Consider the following 17,670-nt stretch of genomic DNA (forward strand, 5'->3'; position numbering starts at 1 on the left):
CCGCGTGTGGGGCTGAGGGCGGCGGCTACGCTTCCGCCCATGGAGAAGAGGCTCGTGATCAAGGTGACGGCGGGGGCCGACGCGCCCGAGCGGTGCTCCCAGGCGTTCACGGTGGCGGCGGTCGCCGTCGCCAGCGGCGTCGAGGTGTCGCTGTGGCTGACGGGGGAGTCCTCGTGGTTCGCCCTGCCGGGGCGGGCCGCCGAGTTCGAGCTGCCCCACGCGGCCCCGCTGCCCGACCTGATCGAGTCGATCCTGGCGGGCGGGCGCATCACCCTGTGCACACAGTGCGCGGCCCGCCGGGAGATCACGGAGAAGGACGTCATCGAGGGCGTACGGATCGCCGGTGCGCAGGTCTTCGTCCAGGAGGCACTCGGCGACGAGACGCAGGCGCTGGTCTACTGAGGCCGCTCACCGCTGGCGCGGGCGCTTCTTGCCGTCCAGCTCGTCCCACCACTCGTCGGACTGCGGGTCACCGGAGGGGTCGTCCCACCAGCGGTCCTCCGGGCCGCGCCGATTGGCGATCATCGCGGCGATCGGCGGGATGACCATCGCGACCAGGCACATTCCGACGGCCACCGGGACGGACCAGATGCGTACGACGCCCCAGGCCAGGACGAAGAGGACCAGGCACGTCCCCATCATGGCGAAGTAGATGTGACGCCGCCGTGCGTACATAGGTCAAGGGTAGGTCTTCGTGGCCCAGTAGCCTGAGGCTGTTACAGCCCGACCGACATGACTGATCCAGAGGGACGAGATGGCCAAGGTCACGGTGCGCTACTGGGCCGCCGCGAAGGCCGCCGCCGGGGTCGCCGAGGAGCCGTACGACGCGGTCACCCTCGCCGACGCCCTCGCGGCGGTGCGCGAGCGGCACCCCGGGGAACTCACGCGCGTGCTGCTGCGCTGCTCGTTCCTGGTGGACGGCGACCCTGTGGGGATGCGCGACCATGACACGGTACGGCTGGCCGAGGGCGGCACGGTCGAGGTGCTCCCGCCGTTCGCAGGAGGGTGACCCCACCGATGTCCGATCAGCAGCAGTACCCGTACGACCCGTACGGGCAGCAGCAGTATCACCAGCCCCCCCAGCACCCCCAGTACCAAGAGCAGCAGTACCAGCAGTCGTACGCGCCGTACCAGCAGTCGTACGACGAGTCCCAGCAGTACACGCAGCAGTGGCAGGGGCAGACCTGGGAGACCGGCGTGCAGGCGCCGGTGACCGTGGCGGACGCCGCGGAGACCGCGTATGTGCCGCAGCAGAGCCCTGAGGAGGGAGGCGGGCCCGCCTACGGTCCCGCCACCCTCGCCGGGAACGCCCGTGTCACCGACGCGCAGCGCGCCCGCCTCGAAGGGCGCTCCCCGATCATCGAACCCGGCATCCAGCCCGCCGGGCTCACCCTGCTGCTGGGGCTGCTGCTGGCCGGCGCGGCGGCCGTCGGGTCGTACGCGCTGCTCGTGCCCCTCGTCGTGCTGCAGGCCGTCACCGCGGCCGGATGGTTCCGGCTGAACGGGATGTGGCCGGCCCGGCAGGGCATCGCGCTGGCGTTCCTCGGCGCGCTCGTCTCGGACGCGGCGCTGCTGGTGGCCGGGCGTGAGCACGCGCCGGCCGCGATCCTCGGCACCCTCGGGGTGTGGGTGCTGCTCTGCCTGGTGCTGCAGCTGCGCTCGCACGCGGACCCGGACGAGCGGATGTACGGCCTGATGGCGACGGTCGCCTCGGCGGCGCTGGCGATCGTGGCGACCGGTTACCTCGGCGCCGAGGCGGACGCCGTGTCGGTCGGCGCGGCGGCGGTGGGTGTGGCGGTCGTCGCGCGGGCGCTGCCGCTGCCGGGGCCGGTCAGTGTGGTGGTGGCGCTGCTGGCGGCCGCCGGTGCGGGTGTCGCGGTGGGCGGAATGACCGACCTGGGCGCGAAGGGCGCGGCGCTCGGCGCGGGCGCGGCGGTGTGCGCGCTGATCGGGCACCGGGTGGCCAGCTACGACTACCCGTCCCGGTTCGTGCACTTCACGGCGGGCGTGGCACTGCCGCTCGCGGCGGCGGCTCCGGCGGTGTACGTGCTGGGGCGGGCGTTCGCGTAGCCCTTTGCGTTGGTCAAAGGCTCTGTCACAGCTGATCGACAAACCCACGGGGCCCCTTCCGCAGAGGGTTACCGTGGGTGGCCGACCTACCGCATGGGGGAAACCACCGCAATGCGTGCGCTTCGAATACTGCTGATCGTCGCCGTGATCCTCGGCGGCCTCTTCGTGCTGGCGGACCGGCTCGCCGTGAACTTCGCCGAGGGCGAGGCCGCCGACAAGCTGAGGACCACCGAGAACCTCGCGGCGACCCCGGACGTGTCGATCAAGGGCTTCCCGTTCCTGACGCAGGTCGTGAGCGGCTCGCTGGACGACGTCGAGGTCGGCATCAAGGACTACGACGCGGACACCGGCGACGGTGGGAAGATCCGTATCGACGACCTCAAGGCGAACATGAAGGGCGTCGAGTTCTCCGGCGACTACAGCTCCGCCACCGCCAGCTCCGCCACCGGCACCGCGCACATCACCTACCCCGAGCTCCTGAAGGCCGCGAAGTCCGAGCCCACCGACATCGGCTTCGGCGTCACCGCCAATGTCGTGAGCCTCGAGGACGGCGGCAACGGCAAGATCAAGGTCGGCGTGAAGATGTCGGTCCTGCCGCAGACGGTCTACGTCCTGAGCACGGTCACCGTCGACGGCGACACCGTCCGCGTCCACGCCGACACGCTGCCCAGCTTCGGCGGCATCCAGGCCGCCGAGAACGAGGTGCGCTCCATCACCGACTTCGAACAGCGCATCGACGGCCTGCCGGGCGGCATCAAGCTCGACCAGGTGAAGGCCGGCAAGGAGGGCGTGGAGATCACGGTGAAGGGGTCGAACGTGCGGCTGGCGGGCTGACGAAGCGCCGCTGGATCCGCGTACAACCAATGCGGCCGGTCGTGTGTCAGGTGTGACGCATGGCGCAGCGCAGTGCGCCTGTTCTGCATGTCTCCTCGGGGAGGAACACACCGTGATCCACACACGCCCGGCCGGCCGGCGGCTCGTCGCGGCCGCCACCACCGTTCTCGCCGTGACCCTCGGCGCGACCGCCCTGACTGCCCCGGCGATCGCCGCCCCGGCCGCCGAGGGCACGGCGACGGCGACGACGACCGCGCAGGGCGTCATCCCGTTCCCGATGGGCGACCGGCTCACCGGGGCCACCGCGTCGGGCTACCTGACGTACAACGCCACCCCCGGCGAGGGCGGCACCATCGAGCGGCGCTGGATACCGGCGGACGGATCCGCTCCGACGGACCTGCTGTGGAGCGTCCGGATGAACCCCACCGGCATCGGGGACCTCGTGGGCATGCTGGTGGGCTCCGAGGCCCGTCTCGTGGACATGGCCACCGGGCAGAACAGGCTGAGCGTCTTCCTCGGCACGCGGGAGTCCCTCTTCCGGTACGTGGGAGCGGCCGGCAACGCCCTCTTCACCAGCGCCTCCAACGAGACCGGGGGCCTCGACCTCCGTATGCACACCAAGGCCGGCGGGGAGCGGCCGGTGACCGGGCTCCCCGCGGATGTCACGAGCGTGTCCGTCGGGGCGGGCACCCCCGAGCACGGACTGCTGACCTACACGCAGGGGTCGGTGACGGAAGCCAGGAGGTTCCGGGGGCTCGTCGACCTCGCCACCGGTGCGGTGACCGAGACGTACGAGATCCCCAGGAACATCATCAGCGGGGACGCGGCCGTGTCCGCGACCCATTTCGCCCGGGTCGAGCACACCACCGGCTTCCAGGCGACGATCGTCGTTGTCAACCGTGCGAACGGCACCGAGCAGCGCATTCCGCTCGGCAGCGAGTACGCGCCGACGATGGAGATCGGCCTGGTCGGCGACTGGGTGACCTACGGCATGCCCGGCGGCCTCACCAGCGGGGACACCAACAGCCTGTACGCGCTGACCGCCCGCAACCTGACGGACGGGACCACCCGCAAGCTCCTCGACCACCTGACCTCGGCCGCCGCCGCGCCCGGCGGCACCCAGGTCGTGCGCGGCGGAACGGTCGCCCAGGGCGAGGGCCTCTACCGCATCGCCCCGGACGACAACGGCGTCCCGACCGCCACGTTCGTGGCCAGCACCGGCGAGCCGACCAAACTGACGCTGCTCAGCCACAACGTGCCCGCCACGATCGACCTCGACGTGAACCGCGGCCGGGTCCCTCTCGAATGGAACCTGTCCCGGAGCAACGCGGAACTGAAGGTCACCCTGCGCCACACCCGGACCGGCAAGACGTCCGTGGCGTACCTCCACCACCCGGAGACGCCGTCCTTCCGCTACGAGTGGCAGGGCGACCTTGGCTGGGACCGGAGCGCCTACAACGGCGACTACACCTGGGAGATCAGCGCCCGTCCGCTCAACGGCATCGGGCCCACCCTGACCGCCTCCGGCACGTTCAAGGTCGTCCGCAAGCCCGCCCCGCACGACTACACCGACAACGGCTCGCCCGACGTGCTCATGCGGGACTCGGCCGGCCGGCTGCTCCGTGCCGACTCCTACTACTCCCCGTACGCGAACGACGGTCAGCTGGTGGAGTCGGAGGAGAAGCTCATCGGCTCGGGCTGGCAGATCTACAACCAGATCGAGGCGGTCGGCAACATCGCCGGAGCCTCGACCGGTGACCTGGTCGCCCGGGACAAGGACGGCGTCCTGTGGGAGTACCTGGGCAAGGGCGACGGCACCTTCGCGCCCCGCGTGAGGATCGGCGGGGGCTGGAACATCTACAACAAGATCACCGGCGGCAGCGACCTCAACGGCGACGGCCGGGCCGACCTCCTGGCCACCGACACCAGCGGCGGGCTCTACCTCTACAAGGGCACCGGCGACTGGCGCGCCCCCTTCGCACCCCGCGTGAAGATCGGCTGGGGCTGGGGCATCTATAACCAGATCGTCGCCACCGGCAACATCGCCGGAGCCCCGGCCGGTGATCTGGTCGCCCGGGACAAGGACGGCGTCCTCTGGCTGTACCTGGGCAAGGGAGACGGCACCTTCGCCTCCCGCGTCAGGATCGGCGGCGGCTGGAACGCCTACACCCAGCTGGTCGGCATCGGTGACGCCAACCGCGACGGCCGCCCCGACCTTTTCGCGTACGGTGCGAGTGGCTCGTACCTCTACCAGGGCACGGGCAGCTGGAGCGCCCCGTTCCGGGCCCGGGAGCTCACGGGCGTCGCCTGGAGGACGGAGCCGATGTACAACGCCGTCATCTGATGGGACATGGTCTTGGCGAGGGGATCCGGTGCGGAACAGGTCTGCTGACACCCGGCGAGCGGCCGGTGTCCGACTGGCGAGACAGCGGCGTCCGTACCGTAGATGACGACCCAAAGTGACAACGGACGTCGACGGCCGCAAGCGCCCGGGACCCCTGCGGGGACTACCCGGGCGCTTTCGGTATCCCGCTATCCGGACGATCGTGTCTCAAAATACGACACACCGGTGACACGCCCACCCGTCCGTCCCTACGATCGAACCATGAAGCGACAGGCGGATCTCACGAAGCGGCGGGCAGTAGACCTGTGCCGTGTCGCCGCCATGCTCTGTCGCACTGTCTGAGCGGAAGCGTCGGCCGTACCAGTACCGGCTTCCGTGTCCCTCATCGCCCGGCCCGCCCTGGGCACCCCGTGCGCCGCGCGCGCCTGCACGGCCGACGCGCACGCCTCTCACTTGCACACCCCCGCCGCAACTGCCCCGGAGGAGAAGAAGCATGAGCCGCAGCGACGTCCTGGTCGACGCCGACTGGCTCCAGGAGCACCTGGACGACCCGACCATCGCGATCGTCGAGGTGGACGAGGACACGTCCGCCTACGAGAAGAACCACATCAGGAACGCGATCCGCATCGACTGGACCAAGGACCTGCAGGACCCGGTCCGCCGTGACTTCGTCGACCAGGAGGGCTTCGAGAAGCTCCTGTCGGAGAAGGGCATCGCCAACGACCACACGGTCATCCTCTACGGCGGCAACAACAACTGGTTCGCGTCGTACGCCTACTGGTACTTCAAGCTCTACGGCCACGAGAACGTCAAGCTCCTCGACGGCGGCCGCAAGAAGTGGGAGCTGGACGCCCGCGAGCTGGTCGCCGGCGACGAGGTGCCGGAGCGGGCCAAGACCGAGTACAAGGCCAAGCCGCAGGACACGTCGATCCGTGCCTTCCGTGACGACGTGGTCGCCGCGATCGGCTCGCACAACCTGGTCGACGTGCGTTCCCCCGACGAGTTCTCCGGCAAGCTGCTCGCCCCGGCCCACCTGCCGCAGGAGCAGTCGCAGCGCCCGGGCCACGTGCCGTCCGCCCGCAACATCCCGTGGTCGAAGAACGCCAACGACGACGGCACCTTCAAGTCGGACGAGGACCTCAAGGCCCTCTACGCCGAGGAGCAGGTCGACCTCGCCAAGGACACCATCGCGTACTGCCGCATCGGTGAGCGCTCGGCCCTGACCTGGTTCGTCCTGCACGAGCTGCTGGGCGTGGAGAACGTCAAGAACTACGACGGCTCCTGGACCGAGTACGGCTCCCTCGTCGGCGTGCCGATCGAGCTCGGCGCCAACAAGTAATCCCCGACCGACCTTTCCCAGCTAGGAGTTGCACATGTGCGGAGCGAAGGCCGGCGGCCCCGACGCCTCGACGATCAAGCCCGGTGAGACCACCATCCAGGGCCAGGTGACCCGCGACGGCGAGCCCGTGCAGGGCTACGTGCGTCTGCTCGACTCGACCGGCGAGTTCACCGCCGAGGTCCCCACCTCCGCGACCGGCCAGTTCCGGTTCTACGCGGCGGAGGGCACCTGGACCGTCCGTGCGCTGGTGCCGGGCGGCACCGCCGACCGCACGGTCGTCGTCGCCGAGAAGGGCGGCCTCGCGGAGGTCGCGATCGCGGTCTGACATCCGACCGTCTCCGAACGGCCGGAGGGCCGTACCCCGTGGGTTGGACGCCTGGGGTACGGCCCTCCGGCCTTCACATCTCGGCACGTCTCAGATCCCGGACTCACATGTCGAGCAGGACCGTGAACGGGCCGTCGTTCGTCAGCGACACGCTCATCCTGGCCCCGAAGCGGCCCGTCGCCACCGTCGCGCCCAGCGCGCGCAGTTGCGCGACGACCTCGTCGACCAGGGGCTCGGCGACGTCGCCGGGGGCGGCCGCGTTCCAGGTCGGGCGGCGGCCCTTGCGGGCGTCGCCGTAGAGCGTGAACTGGCTGATGACCAGCAGGGGCGCGTCGATGTCGCTGCACGACTTCTCCTCGTTCAGCATGCGGATCGACCACAGCTTGCGGGCCAGCTGGGCCGCCTTCTCCTTGGTGTCCTCATGGGTCACACCGACCAGGACGCACAGGCCCTCGCCCTCGATCGCGCCGACCGTCTCACCGTCCACGACGACGCTCGCGCCGTCCACCCTTTGCACCACCGCTCGCATACGGCCATCATGCCGTGCCGTCGGGAAACCCTCCGAGCTGGCTCTTTTTGATCCCTTAGCCCCCATCTGGGGCTGTTCGGGGGCACTCGGTCACATAGCGGCCACTTGGGGTGGCACGATGCTTCCCACAGCCGGTCGAGGGGACGGTAGAGGGACATGAGCACACCGAGTACCAGTACAAGTACCAGTGCCATTACCGGGCAGCTGGGCACGAAGACCTTGCGCACGCCCACGCAACGCACCGACAGTCCACTGTCGGTGAGTAGCCCGCAGGCGGCGGGGGATCCACCGCGGCACGACCTGTCCCGGATGAGCCTCACGGAGCTGCGCACACTGCGCCGGGACGCCCAGCGCGACGAGGCCGACCTCAGCTACGTACGACGGCTGCTGCACGGGCGGATCGACATCCTGCGCGCGGAACTCGCCCGGCGCGGCACGCAGACAGCGCCCGTGCCGCCGATCCCCGGTGAGGCGTCCGTCGTGGCCCGCCTCTCGGAGATCCTCGCCGACGCCCCCACCCGGCAGCGCGCCTCCGCCCGCCACGTCACCGTGGGCACCCCGCACAGCGAGGAGTACGGGCGGCTCGCCGCGGAGATGCTCGCCGAGGTCGAGCTGTCCGACCTGAGCGCCCGCACGGACGTGGAACTGGCCGCGGCGATGGACCGCCTGGTCCGCTACGAACAGGAGGTCTCCCGCCGCCGCCAGTCCCTGCAGCGCACCGCCGACGACTGCGGCACGGAGATCACCCGCCGCTACCGCGAGGGCGAGGCCCAGATCGAAGACCTACTGACCTGACCCCGGCCCCGCCCTGCGCCCCACATCCCCAGCGCCCGGCCCTCGGCCCGGCCCTCGGCCCGGCGCCCGGCCTTCGGCGCCTGGACTTCGGCTCCCGGCTTCGGCTCCGGCTCCTGATGCCTGGCCCCGTGCCTGGCCCTCGGTGTCTGGGGAGGACCTGCTGGCCTGACGCCGGCCCTCGGTTCCGGCGCCTGGCCCTCGGCGCCCGGTCTGCGGCTCCTGTTCCGGTCCCCAGTGACGACCTGCCGACGTGCCGCCGGCCTTCGGCCTTGGGCGGCGGCTTTCGGTCCCGGCCTTGGGTCCCGGCTTTGGGCCGCGGCCTTGGGCCCCGCCTTCCGGCTCCGGCCTTGGCCCTGGCTTCCGGTTCCGGCCTTGGGCCGTGGCTTCAGGTTCCGGCTTTGGGTCCCGGCTTCCGGCCCCGGCCTTCGGTCCCCGCTTCCGGCCCCGGCATTGGGTTCTGGCCTTGTGCCCCGCTTTTCGGTCCTGGCATTGGGTCCCGGTTTTGCGCCGTGGCTTCCGGTTCCGGCTTTGGGTCCCGGCTTCCTGTCCCGGCCTTGGGTCCCGGCTTCCTGTCCTGGCCTTGGGTCCCGGCTTCCTGTCCTGGCCTTGGGGCCCGGGTTTGGGCCCCGGCCTTCGGTCCCCGCTTCCGGCCCCGGCATTGGGTTCTGGCCTTGGGCCCCGCTTTTCGGTCCTGGCATTGGGTCCCGGTTTTGCGCCGTGGCTTCCGGTTCCGGCCTTGGGCCGCGGCTTCCGGGCCCGGCTTTGGGTCCCGGCTTCCGGTCCCGGCCCTGGGTCCGGCTTCCTGTCCCGGCCTTGGGGGCCGGGTTTGGGCCGTGGCCTTCGGTCCCGGCCTTCGGCCCCCGCTTCCGCGCCTTCGCCCTTCGGCTCCCGGGCCCCCGATCCCGAGCCTCTGGCCGGCCCCGTCCCCGCCCCGCCCGCCCCCCCAAAAAATCCACGCGACACGACCACCCCACCCCCCTACCGTTGCCCCATGACCACCCTTGCCTCCGCCGAGGTCGACATACGCCAGATCACCGAGGCCGAGATCCCCACGTGGGTCCAGGCCATGCATGTCGGGTTCCTGCGCAGCCCGGACGTTCCGGAGAGGGTGCTGGCCGATCGGGCGTCGGGCATTGATCCGGGGCGTACGCAGGGGGCTTTCGAGGCGGGGCGGTGTGTGGCGACCTTTCGGTCGTTTCCGCAGGAGCTGACCGTCGTGGGTGGGGCGGCCGTGCCCACCGACGCGATCACCAATGTGACGGTCACGGCGACGCACCGCCGGCGCGGTCTGCTGAGCCGCATGATGGCGCGGGACCTGGCGGCCGCGAAGGAGCGCGGGGACGTGGCGGCGACGCTGATCGCCGCCGAGTACCCGATCTACGGCCGGTACGGATTCGGGCCGGCGACGTCGGCCGCCCAGTGGGCGATCGACGTACCGCGGGCCGGTCTGGACCCGCGCTGGGGGGCTCCCGCGGACGGCGGGCGGATCGATCTCGTCGACGGCGCGGAGGTCCGTAAGCTCGGCCCCGAGCTGTACGAGCGGGTGCGGGCGGCCCAGCCCGGCGCGGTGACCCGTGGCGAACGCTGGTGGCAGTTCCAGACGGGCGTCCTGCGCGCCGAGGCCGACTGGACCGAGCCCTTCTTCGCGGTCTACCGCTCGGCGGACGGCGACGCCGAGGGCATGGTCTGCTACAAGGCGGACGCCAAGTGGAGCGACGCCGTGCAGCCGCTGAACACGGCCAAGGTGGACTGGCTGGTCGCGACGACACCGGCCGCCGAGCGCGCGCTGTGGCAGTACCTCTGCTCGATCGACTGGGTGGTCACGGTGAAGACCGGGGACCGGGCCCCCGACGATCTGCTGCCCCGGCTGCTGCCCGACTCGCGCGCGGCGCGCATCATCTCGCAGGTGGACTTCCTGTGGGTGCGGCTGCTGGACGTCGTACGGGCCCTGGAGGCGCGGACGTACGAGGGTGAGGGCGAGCTGGTGCTGGAGGTCGTCGACCGGGGCGGGCTCACCGGGGGCCGCTTCCTGCTGACGGCCTCGCCCGACGGTGGTGCCTGCACCCCGAGCACCCGGAGCGCCGACCTCACGCTCGACGTGGCCGAGCTGGCGTCGCTGTGGCTGGGCGACGAGTCGGCGGTGCGGCTGGCGGCGCTGGGCCGGGTGCGCGAAGAACGAGCGGGCGCCGCCCGGAAGGCGGACGCCCTGCTGCGTACGTCCAGGCGACCGTGGTGCCCGGACGCGTTCTGAGTGCGGCTCCTTTCCTGACGTCCTCACGTCCTGACTTGCTGGTACTGGCGATATCCGTAGCTCTGGCCATTGAGTTGTTCGGTTGTCGATATTCAGTTGTCGCTGTTCGGTTGTGGCTGTGCGCGATCTTCGGTTGTGGCTGTGCGTCTCGTGCCGGTCTGGTCCGTGTGCCGGGCTCCCGGCTCCCCTCCGGAGGGGAGCCCGACCAACCATCAGCAAGCTTGACCATGTCTCAGAAGTTGGCTGCCAACTTCACTGTACTCATGTCCGCTTGGAAGCGGCTTATAACCATCTCTCGCTGAACTGCCCAAAGATGGCGGGAAGTTGTACTGTTTGGCCGTGGAGCCGGAACACGCCTCCGCCAATGGGCGGAAAGGGCAACAGCGGCCACAGAAATCACACCGCGAAGTGGCCGACGAACTGCGCGCCCGGATCAGGTCCGGGCTGCTGCGGCCGGGCCAGCGCATGCCCACCCAGGCCAAGCTCGCCGACGAGTTCGGCGTGGAGCGCGGTGCCGTACGCCAGGCCCTGCGGATCCTGCAGGCGGAGCGCCTGCTCACCAACGCCACCAAGGGCGCCCCGGCGACCGTGGCCCCGGACCTGGGAACGAGCACGTCCGGGCACGGTCCGCAGGCTCCGCCGCAGCCCACGATGGTGGCGCTCGCCCCGCGCATCGCCGAGGCGTTCGCGGCCGAGCACGTCGAGATAGACGCGCTGTGCCTGACCGCCGTCTCGCTCACACTTGCCATGGGCGAACCCCTCCGGCAGATTCACGCGGACCGTCGGAAACCGGCCAAGGTCGACGTCCGGGTCCTGCTGCCCGCGCGCAACATCGACCTCGCCTTCCCGGCCCTGGTGGACGCCGCGTCGCCCACCGACCGCCTCCACCGGCACTGGCTCACGCACCGCAACGCGCAGCTGCAGGTGCTCCGGCACAATCTGTGGACCCTGCGCACCACGCACGGCATCGAGGTGAACGTGACCTTCCGGGCACTGCCCTTCACCCCGCCGGTCAAGCTGTACCTCCTGAACCACACGGAGGCGCTGTTCGCGTACTACCGGCTCGAACGGCGTGAGCAGGTCGTCGACCAGGAGCAGCTCACGCTGTACGACGCGGAGGGCACCCGGTCGATGCTGTTCGCCTTCGAGCGGGGCGCCGGACCCCGGGACACGATGTTCGTGGAGCAGTCCCGTCTGTGGTTCGACGCGCTGTGGGAGACCATCAGCTCGGAACTGGTGTTGTCCACGAGCTGACAGTGGTCTACGAGTTGACCGCCGGCCCCGTGACCAGCACGGCGAGGATCACCGCGCCGACGGATGTCACCGTGGGGCGCTTGGCCTTCAGACCCCAGGTGAACAGGATCAGCCCGAGGACGCCGGCGGGACCGTACTTCCAGTGGACCACCTGTTCCAGGGCCGCGGAGAGAAGTGGGGACACGGTGCTTACCTCCTTTCGCCAACTTGCCGAAGTTGGTTGCCAACTCTTCCTAGGTTGTCCCCACTTGGTGACAAGCATCAAACAACTTCCTGGCAGCTGCCCTAAGATGGACCTGAGTTGTAGCGTTTGGTCGTGACACAGGAGAACGTGGTGGTGGACGGCGGCAGAAGGCTCACGCCCCGGGAGATCGCGGAGGCGCTGCGCGAACGCATTCGCGTCGGCGACCTGAAGGCGGGCGACCGGCTGCCCACCCAGGCCGAGCTCGCCGAGGAGTTCGGCGTGGAGCGCGGCGCCGTACGCCAGGCCCTGCGGGCCCTCCAGGACGACGGCCTGCTCACCCATGTGAGCAAGGGCAGCCCGCCGCGGATCGCCGAGCCGGCACCCGCGCGGGGCGCCCCGCAGCCGACGATGGCGGGGCTGGCGCCCCGGCTGAACAAGGCGTTCGGCGCTCAGCGGGTCCGGGTGGACGTCGTATGCCACACCTCCGAGACGCTGATGGTGGCCCTCGGTGAACCGCTCCGCCAGATCCACGAGGGCAGCCTGCGTCCCGAGTCGATCGAGGTGCGGGTCCTGCTGCCGTCCCGCTCCATCAACCTCGCCTTTCCGGTGCCGGTCGAGCGGCGCGAGGACGACCACACCGTCCACAAACGCTGGCTGGCGATGCGCAACGCTCAGGCGCAGGTCCTGCGGCACAACCTGACCGCGGCCGGCCACGTCCGGGGCATCGACGTGCAGGTGACCTTCCGCGCCCTGCCCTTCACACCGCCCGTCAAGCTGTATCTGCTCAACGGCGAGGAGGCGCTCCTCGGCTACTACGTCCTCACCGAGCGGCAGGAGGAGTACGAGAGCCAGACACTGACGATGTACGACTTCCTCGGTTCCCAGTCCCTGCTCTTCTCCTTCGTCAGACAGGCCGGTGAGCGGGACGCCGCATTCGTGGCGGAATCCCAGAGGTGGTTCGACGCCCTCTGGGAAACCATCACCACGGACCTGACACTCTCCTAGTGACCTCTACCGAGACCGACAGCGAGACCATGGAGCTGCTGCGGGAGCTGATCACTCGCACCCGCGTCGTCCTCTGGGACTTCGACGGGCCGATCTGCAGGCTGTTCGCCGGACATACGGCGGACGGCGTCGCCGATGGGCTGGTGGGGTGGCTGGAGGCGCGGGGGATGCGCGATCTGCTGACGGAGGACGAGCGCAAGTCCCTGGACCCTCACTTCGTCCTGCGCGCCGTGCATCGAGCGCGCCCGGGCAGCGACCTGGTGGCGGAGTTGGAGGAAATCCTCACCCAGCAGGAGCTGAAAGCCGTGCGTTCCGCATGGCCCACCCCTTGGGCCGATCCGGTGATACGCACATGGGCGGCCCTGGGTGTGCGACTGGCGATCACGACCAACAACGCCCCCCGCGTGGTCCGGGCGTATCTGTCCGGACGCGGCCTCGAGTCCTGCTTCGCCCCCCACATCTACGGACGCACCCCGCAGCTTCACCTCCTCAAACCCCATCCGCACTCCCTCAACATCGCTCTGCGCGCGATGGGTTCGGCCCCTGCCGACGCCCTGATGATCGGCGACGCGGCGACGGACTTCGAAGCCGCGTGCCGGGCCGGTGTGCCGTTCCTGGGATACGCGCGCAACGGGGACAAGGCGCAGTCGCTGAGGGCAGCGGGCGTCACGGCCATGGTGGGCACTCTGGAGCCGGTTCTCACCGCCCTCCGGGCTCATGCCTGAACCATGAGGAGCATCAGCAGCAGGGCGGCCGAGACCGCCAGCCTCTCATGCCGGGCCCGGACGCCCACCCCGATCGCGCACAGCAGCACCGCGCCCACCATGCCCAGCTCCGCCTGCGCCAGCGTCCCCACTGTGAGCCCGACGAGTCCACGTAACGCCGTCCGTCACAGCGGAACCTCGCCAAGGAGTTCGGGGTGTCCCGGGACACCATCCAGCGAGTGCTCAGGGAACTGAGCAGCGAGGCATGGATCGAGTCCCGGCAGGGCAGCGGATCGAGGGTGCTGAAGAACCAGCGCATCCAGTCTTCGACGGCCGAGGCGACCAGGATGCGTCAGCCGGCCCTGGGCCCGCTGCTCGGTGAGGCGTTCGAACAGCCCGAAGTGGCCTTGGACATCTACACGTTGACGTCCGAGTCGCTGGACGCCCACATCCGCCTCCAGGCGGAACGCATTCACTACGGCTCGATAGCGCCCCAGCGCATTGCCCTGCGCGTGATCCTGCCCTCCAAGGACCTCGACCTGCCGTATCCGAGGAATCCGAACAACAAGGACGACCCCCGGCTGCGTGAGCGCCTGGACGACATCACCGCCCGGCACACGGATTCACTGCGCGAGGTGACAGCTGGCAGTCATGGTTCGACTCGGTGTGGACGCATCTCGCCGAAGAGCCGTGATGCATGCGCTAACATGCCGCAATCGTGCGAGCAACCGCTCCCGTCCGTACGTACGTCCCGGCGACAAGCCAGGTGTGAACGGCCGGACGCGGAGGAGTGGCAAACCACCCGTTGTGCTTACTTCACCGTCCCTCCGGTCGTCTGCAGCATCAACGGCGTCTAGCGTGTCCCTACTCGTCAGACCCGCATGAGACCCGTATGAGACCCCTCAGACCTGCGCGAAATCCGGAGCGGCCCTGTGGTCGACCCCCTTGTTCCCCCCTGCCTCCCTGGGGAACGAACCATCGGCGCGGCACCCGCCGCCCTTCTGCGGGCATTCGTCCGGGACTGCACGCGGTCCGTGGAGGCGCGCAGCGGCCATCACAATCGCAACTACGTCCTGCCGGTGACGGGCGAGGTGGCCGACCTGCTGGGCATCCCCGACGGCACCAGGGTGACGGTGCGGATCCGGCGGGCGGACGCGCTGCCCGTGGTGATCCGTACCTGGGGGGACGAGGCATCGGTACTCAAGGCCATCCGCGGCGTGCTGCCCCATGCACCGCAGTGCCTGGTGAGAAAGCAGGACTACGCGATCCACAGCTTTGTCGAGGGCGTCCCGCTCTCCACGGTCTGTGGAAACGGCAAGCCCGTCGACACCCTGCTGATGAAGGCGCTTGCCCGACTGCTGGCCCAGATGACGCAGGTACGCCGTACGGCCCTGCCACCGCTGCCGGCCGTCTGGCCCGCCAACCAGACCGACAGCCAAGCGTTTCTGCGGACCCTTGCGCAGATGGCCGACGAGCAGATCCGCAGACCCAACTGGGCGGAATTCGGTGGGCTGTTCAAGTCGCTCGGCGTCCCCGACGACGCCCTGCTCAGCTTGGCCGAGCGGGTCCCGGCCCTGGCCCGGCGACCGTACAGCCTGCTCCACTCGGACCTGCACCGCGACAACCTGATCCTTTCCTACGACAAGGCCGACCCGCCCCTTGTCTGTGTCGACTGGGAGCTCGCGACCCACGGTGATCCCCTGCATGATCTGGCGACCCACCTCGTACGGATGCGGTACCCGGCCCATCAGTGGTCCGAGGTGATCGACGCCTGGGCGGAGGCCATGCTGCAGTCCCGCCCGGCGGCGGTCAACGGCCTGGCCAGGGACCTGCGCCACTACATCGGCTTCGAGCGTGCGCAGTCGGTCTACCCCGACGTCATGCGGGCGGCGCGGTCGTTGCAGGACTCGTTCACGCAGCAGCGCCTGGACGAGGCGACAGCCGAGGTCGGCCGGGCTCTGGAGACGGCGGCGGAGCCGCTGCGGCTGAGGGGCCTGCCGACGAAGGACGAGATCGAGCGGGCGCTGTTCCGGTGGCTGGCATCGCGGGACAACGGCGCTGTCAGTGGTCGCGACTGGATCGCCAGGGCATACGACTGGAAGCCCGACCCGCGTTTCCCCGCACATCCCCACTTCCCTCCCGTGGCGGTGCGTGAAGCGCTGCTCGCCGAGGGAGCCGCTCCGGCCGACCGGGTGTTCAAGGGGACCGCGCACCTCAACTCCGTGGTGTGGGCGCCGAACATGCCCGTGCCCGTCGTCGTGCGCCGCAGGCTTCCGAACGTCACCCGCAGAGAGCCCAGCTACCTCAGCGAACACGCCGTCCTGCGCGCGATCCAGGAGTCAGGCGTCAATGTGGCCGCGCCCAGGGTGCTGGCGCTGGGTGAGAGCTTCGGCGACGACCGGTTCGCGATCCACACCTACGTCGCGCCGCGCATCGACGAGCCGCCCAGGCACCCGGTGAACGGCCTGCTCCCGCACGAGGCCGACGCTCTCGTCGATCAGCTCTGCGAGCTCGCCCGGGTGGACCACAAGAGCGTCGCCCCGGACGCGGACGAGGTCGACTTCTACGAGTGGCTGAAGGAGCAACTCGTGGGTCTGGTGCGCAACCTGCCGAAGGAATCGCTGCAACTCGCCCGTGCGCTCGGCCTGCCCGACGACTGGCGGCTGCGGGAGATCCTGTCCCGGCACCGGGTGAGCCGCCGGGCGCCCGCTCTGCTGCACGGTGACCTCAACCCGTGGAACCTGGTGCGGCGCAGCGACGAACTGGCGCTGACCATCATCGACTGGGAGATGGCCCTCATCGGGGACCCGCTGTACGACATCGTCCGGCACATGCACCTGACCCCGACCAGCCCGGAGATCAGGAACCGAATGTTCCGCAGGTGGGAGACGAAGCTCCCCCCGGCGTACACGGAGAACTGGGCCGAGGACTGCCGCGTATACCGCTGGATCGAGATCGTCCGCTCGGCCTACATCGACCTCGACCGCCTCGTGACCGGCGCGGGCCTGGACGCCCCCAACGTACGCCGCGCGGTGGATTCGTACGCCCGGACCCTGGCGGCGGCCACCGCCTCCCTCGGCCTCCCCATGCCCGCCACGGCGAACCCCTATCTCGCCCGCGCACTGTCCTAGGGAGACGAGGAAGGCGCGAGCACCGGATCGCGGACCATGAGCGGGAGGCCGCGCCGACGGCGAGGTGCGGCTGGCTGGCGGGGGCTGCACCGGCTGTACGTGGTGCTGACACGGGCGGTGTCACGGCTGGTGGTGGTGCACGGGAGGGGACTGCCGTGGGAGGTTTCCTCCCATGACCAGGAACCCTGTTGACGCCTTCCGGACGATCCCCACGACTACCCTCGCCGACCTCCTCGGCCGCGCGCAGGTCATGGACATCGGGATCCGCCCGCTGTGGGGGCCGGTGCCGAGGGTCGCCGGTCCCGCCTTCACCGTCAGCTGCCCGCCCGGCGACAACCTGATGCTGCACGCGTCCATCCACCGCGCTCCGGCGGGCGCGGTGGTCGTGGCGGAGTCGGGCGACCTCGACTACGCGCTGGCCGGCGGGAACGTCTGCGCGGTGGCCCAGCGGCGGGGCATCGCGGCCTTCGTCCTGGACGGTCTCATACGCGACCTGGGCGAGGTGCGGGAGGCGGGCTTCCCCGTCTTCGCCCGTGGCGTCATCCCCATCCCCGGCACGAAGTCGGCGGTACGCCCGCTGAACGAGCCCGTCCACTGCGGGGGCGTCCGGATCGAGGCGGGCGATGTGGTGGTGGCCGACGAGGAGGGCGTGGTCGTCGTACCGTCGTCCCGCGCCGAGGAGGTCCTCACGGCGGCCCGGGCCCGGCTGACGAAGGAGGCGGCGGAGTCCCTGGACACGTGGGAGGCCACGCACCGGGCACGCATCGACAAGGCGCTTGCGGAGGGGGGCTTCGGGGGCTGACGGCGGGCCGGGGGGGTGCCTCTATGTCCTTCGTCAAGCCGGGGCTGGTCATGCGGTGGCTGGTTCGGGGCCGCGTGCCTCGTAGAAGGTTCCGTCGCGGAGC

General features: G+C 70.2%; 19 protein-coding genes. 15 read left to right on the forward strand and 4 right to left on the reverse strand.

Going from position 1 to position 17,670, the window contains the following annotated elements; translation table 11 throughout:
* The first annotated feature begins 39 nt into the window (after positions 1 to 39).
* Positions 40 to 402: a DsrE family protein gene (locus tag ACH5AC_RS36955; RefSeq protein ID WP_398866735.1), complete on the forward strand. Its 363-nt coding sequence runs from the start codon at positions 40 to 42 to the stop codon at positions 400 to 402.
* 6 nt (positions 403 to 408) lie between these two features.
* On the opposite strand, the gene ACH5AC_RS36960 is transcribed toward ACH5AC_RS36955, so the two are convergent.
* A complete protein-coding gene (locus ACH5AC_RS36960) occupies positions 409 to 675 on the reverse strand; it encodes a DUF3099 domain-containing protein (RefSeq protein ID WP_398866736.1) in 267 nt (88 codons plus the stop codon).
* A gap of 79 nt (positions 676 to 754) precedes the next feature.
* Between ACH5AC_RS36960 and ACH5AC_RS36965 the strand changes: the two genes are divergently transcribed.
* From ACH5AC_RS36965 to ACH5AC_RS36990, 6 genes are all read left to right on the forward strand, one after another.
* A complete protein-coding gene (locus ACH5AC_RS36965; RefSeq protein WP_398866737.1) occupies positions 755 to 1,009 on the forward strand; it encodes a MoaD/ThiS family protein in 255 nt (84 codons plus the stop codon).
* Between the two features lie 8 nt (positions 1,010 to 1,017).
* On the forward strand, positions 1,018 to 2,070 hold the full coding sequence (locus tag ACH5AC_RS36970; RefSeq protein ID WP_398866738.1) for a hypothetical protein: 1,053 nt from the start codon (positions 1,018 to 1,020) through the stop codon (positions 2,068 to 2,070).
* A gap of 111 nt (positions 2,071 to 2,181) precedes the next feature.
* Positions 2,182 to 2,904 (forward strand): DUF2993 domain-containing protein, encoded by a 723-nt coding sequence (locus ACH5AC_RS36975; protein WP_398866740.1) that lies wholly within the window; start codon positions 2,182 to 2,184, stop codon positions 2,902 to 2,904.
* 112 nt (positions 2,905 to 3,016) lie between these two features.
* Positions 3,017 to 5,248, forward strand: coding sequence for an FG-GAP repeat domain-containing protein (locus tag ACH5AC_RS36980; protein WP_398866741.1), 2,232 nt, complete (start codon positions 3,017 to 3,019; stop codon positions 5,246 to 5,248).
* A 493-nt stretch (positions 5,249 to 5,741) separates the two neighbouring features.
* The gene (locus ACH5AC_RS36985; protein ID WP_398866742.1) at positions 5,742 to 6,587 is read left to right on the forward strand and encodes a sulfurtransferase; all 846 of its coding nucleotides are present in this window, start codon (positions 5,742 to 5,744) and stop codon (positions 6,585 to 6,587) included.
* 34 nt (positions 6,588 to 6,621) lie between these two features.
* Complete coding sequence (locus ACH5AC_RS36990) at positions 6,622 to 6,912, forward strand: DUF1416 domain-containing protein (RefSeq protein WP_398866743.1); 291 nt, start codon at positions 6,622 to 6,624, stop codon at positions 6,910 to 6,912.
* A gap of 103 nt (positions 6,913 to 7,015) precedes the next feature.
* Here the strand turns inward: ACH5AC_RS36990 and dtd are convergent, their stop codons facing one another.
* Entirely contained in the window at positions 7,016 to 7,441 is a 426-nt protein-coding gene (dtd, locus tag ACH5AC_RS36995; RefSeq protein WP_398866744.1) for a D-aminoacyl-tRNA deacylase, read from the reverse strand.
* 156 nt (positions 7,442 to 7,597) lie between these two features.
* Here dtd and ACH5AC_RS37000 point away from each other — a divergent pair, with 156 nt between their 5' ends.
* The 3 genes from ACH5AC_RS37000 (at position 7,598) to ACH5AC_RS37010 (ending at position 11,741) form a co-directional block, all read left to right on the forward strand.
* A complete protein-coding gene (locus ACH5AC_RS37000; protein ID WP_398866745.1) occupies positions 7,598 to 8,236 on the forward strand; it encodes an aerial mycelium formation protein in 639 nt (212 codons plus the stop codon).
* Positions 8,237 to 9,227: 991 nt separating this feature from the next.
* Positions 9,228 to 10,487 (forward strand): GNAT family N-acetyltransferase, encoded by a 1,260-nt coding sequence (locus ACH5AC_RS37005; RefSeq protein ID WP_398866746.1) that lies wholly within the window; start codon positions 9,228 to 9,230, stop codon positions 10,485 to 10,487.
* A 333-nt stretch (positions 10,488 to 10,820) separates the two neighbouring features.
* Positions 10,821 to 11,741: a winged helix-turn-helix domain-containing protein gene (locus ACH5AC_RS37010; RefSeq protein ID WP_398866747.1), complete on the forward strand. Its 921-nt coding sequence runs from the start codon at positions 10,821 to 10,823 to the stop codon at positions 11,739 to 11,741.
* A 7-nt stretch (positions 11,742 to 11,748) separates the two neighbouring features.
* Here the strand turns inward: ACH5AC_RS37010 and ACH5AC_RS37015 are convergent, their stop codons facing one another.
* Entirely contained in the window at positions 11,749 to 11,925 is a 177-nt protein-coding gene (locus tag ACH5AC_RS37015; protein WP_398866748.1) for a hypothetical protein, read from the reverse strand.
* A gap of 126 nt (positions 11,926 to 12,051) precedes the next feature.
* Between ACH5AC_RS37015 and ACH5AC_RS37020 the strand changes: the two genes are divergently transcribed.
* Together ACH5AC_RS37020 and ACH5AC_RS37025 are read left to right on the forward strand one after the other, a co-directional pair.
* Positions 12,052 to 12,930 (forward strand): winged helix-turn-helix domain-containing protein, encoded by an 879-nt coding sequence (locus tag ACH5AC_RS37020; protein ID WP_398866749.1) that lies wholly within the window; start codon positions 12,052 to 12,054, stop codon positions 12,928 to 12,930.
* Positions 12,879 to 13,655 carry an HAD family hydrolase gene (locus ACH5AC_RS37025; protein ID WP_398866750.1) on the forward strand — a complete coding sequence of 259 codons (777 nt, stop codon included), beginning with the start codon at positions 12,879 to 12,881 and terminating at the stop codon, positions 13,653 to 13,655. Before ACH5AC_RS37020 ends, ACH5AC_RS37025 begins: the two co-directional genes overlap by 52 nt.
* Here ACH5AC_RS37025 and ACH5AC_RS37030 read toward each other — a convergent pair.
* Positions 13,646 to 13,786 carry a hypothetical protein gene (locus tag ACH5AC_RS37030; RefSeq protein WP_398866751.1) on the reverse strand — a complete coding sequence of 47 codons (141 nt, stop codon included), beginning with the start codon at positions 13,784 to 13,786 and terminating at the stop codon, positions 13,646 to 13,648. The genes ACH5AC_RS37025 and ACH5AC_RS37030 overlap by 10 nt on opposite strands.
* Before the next feature lie 63 nt (positions 13,787 to 13,849).
* On the opposite strand from ACH5AC_RS37030, the gene ACH5AC_RS37035 reads away from it, so the two are divergent.
* The 3 genes from ACH5AC_RS37035 (at position 13,850) to ACH5AC_RS37045 (ending at position 17,567) form a co-directional block, all read left to right on the forward strand.
* On the forward strand, positions 13,850 to 14,491 hold the full coding sequence (locus ACH5AC_RS37035) for a hypothetical protein (RefSeq protein WP_398866752.1): 642 nt from the start codon (positions 13,850 to 13,852) through the stop codon (positions 14,489 to 14,491).
* Positions 14,492 to 14,668: 177 nt separating this feature from the next.
* Complete coding sequence (locus ACH5AC_RS37040; RefSeq protein WP_398866753.1) at positions 14,669 to 16,765, forward strand: aminoglycoside phosphotransferase family protein; 2,097 nt, start codon at positions 14,669 to 14,671, stop codon at positions 16,763 to 16,765.
* Between the two features lie 172 nt (positions 16,766 to 16,937).
* Positions 16,938 to 17,567, forward strand: a complete 630-nt coding sequence (locus tag ACH5AC_RS37045) for an RraA family protein (protein ID WP_398866754.1) — start codon at positions 16,938 to 16,940, stop codon at positions 17,565 to 17,567.
* Positions 17,568 to 17,670: the final 103 nt, after the last annotated feature.

It is taken from the genome of Streptomyces sp. NPDC018693 (genome assembly GCF_044391385.1).
In the GTDB taxonomy this organism is placed as follows: domain Bacteria; phylum Actinomycetota; class Actinomycetes; order Streptomycetales; family Streptomycetaceae; genus Streptomyces.

Coding starts and splice junctions, on each gene's coding strand:
- ACH5AC_RS36955 (WP_398866735.1), top strand. CDS start 40: ATGGAGAAGAGGCTCGTGATCAAGGTGACGGCGGGGGCCGACGCGCCC.
- ACH5AC_RS36960 (WP_398866736.1), bottom strand. CDS start 675: ATGTACGCACGGCGGCGTCACATCTACTTCGCCATGATGGGGACGTGC.
- ACH5AC_RS36965 (WP_398866737.1), top strand. CDS start 755: ATGGCCAAGGTCACGGTGCGCTACTGGGCCGCCGCGAAGGCCGCCGCC.
- ACH5AC_RS36970 (WP_398866738.1), top strand. CDS start 1,018: ATGTCCGATCAGCAGCAGTACCCGTACGACCCGTACGGGCAGCAGCAG.
- ACH5AC_RS36975 (WP_398866740.1), top strand. CDS start 2,182: ATGCGTGCGCTTCGAATACTGCTGATCGTCGCCGTGATCCTCGGCGGC.
- ACH5AC_RS36985 (WP_398866742.1), top strand. CDS start 5,742: ATGAGCCGCAGCGACGTCCTGGTCGACGCCGACTGGCTCCAGGAGCAC.
- ACH5AC_RS36990 (WP_398866743.1), top strand. CDS start 6,622: ATGTGCGGAGCGAAGGCCGGCGGCCCCGACGCCTCGACGATCAAGCCC.
- dtd (WP_398866744.1), bottom strand. CDS start 7,441: ATGCGAGCGGTGGTGCAAAGGGTGGACGGCGCGAGCGTCGTCGTGGAC.
- ACH5AC_RS37000 (WP_398866745.1), top strand. CDS start 7,598: ATGAGCACACCGAGTACCAGTACAAGTACCAGTGCCATTACCGGGCAG.
- ACH5AC_RS37005 (WP_398866746.1), top strand. CDS start 9,228: ATGACCACCCTTGCCTCCGCCGAGGTCGACATACGCCAGATCACCGAG.
- ACH5AC_RS37045 (WP_398866754.1), top strand. CDS start 16,938: ATGACCAGGAACCCTGTTGACGCCTTCCGGACGATCCCCACGACTACC.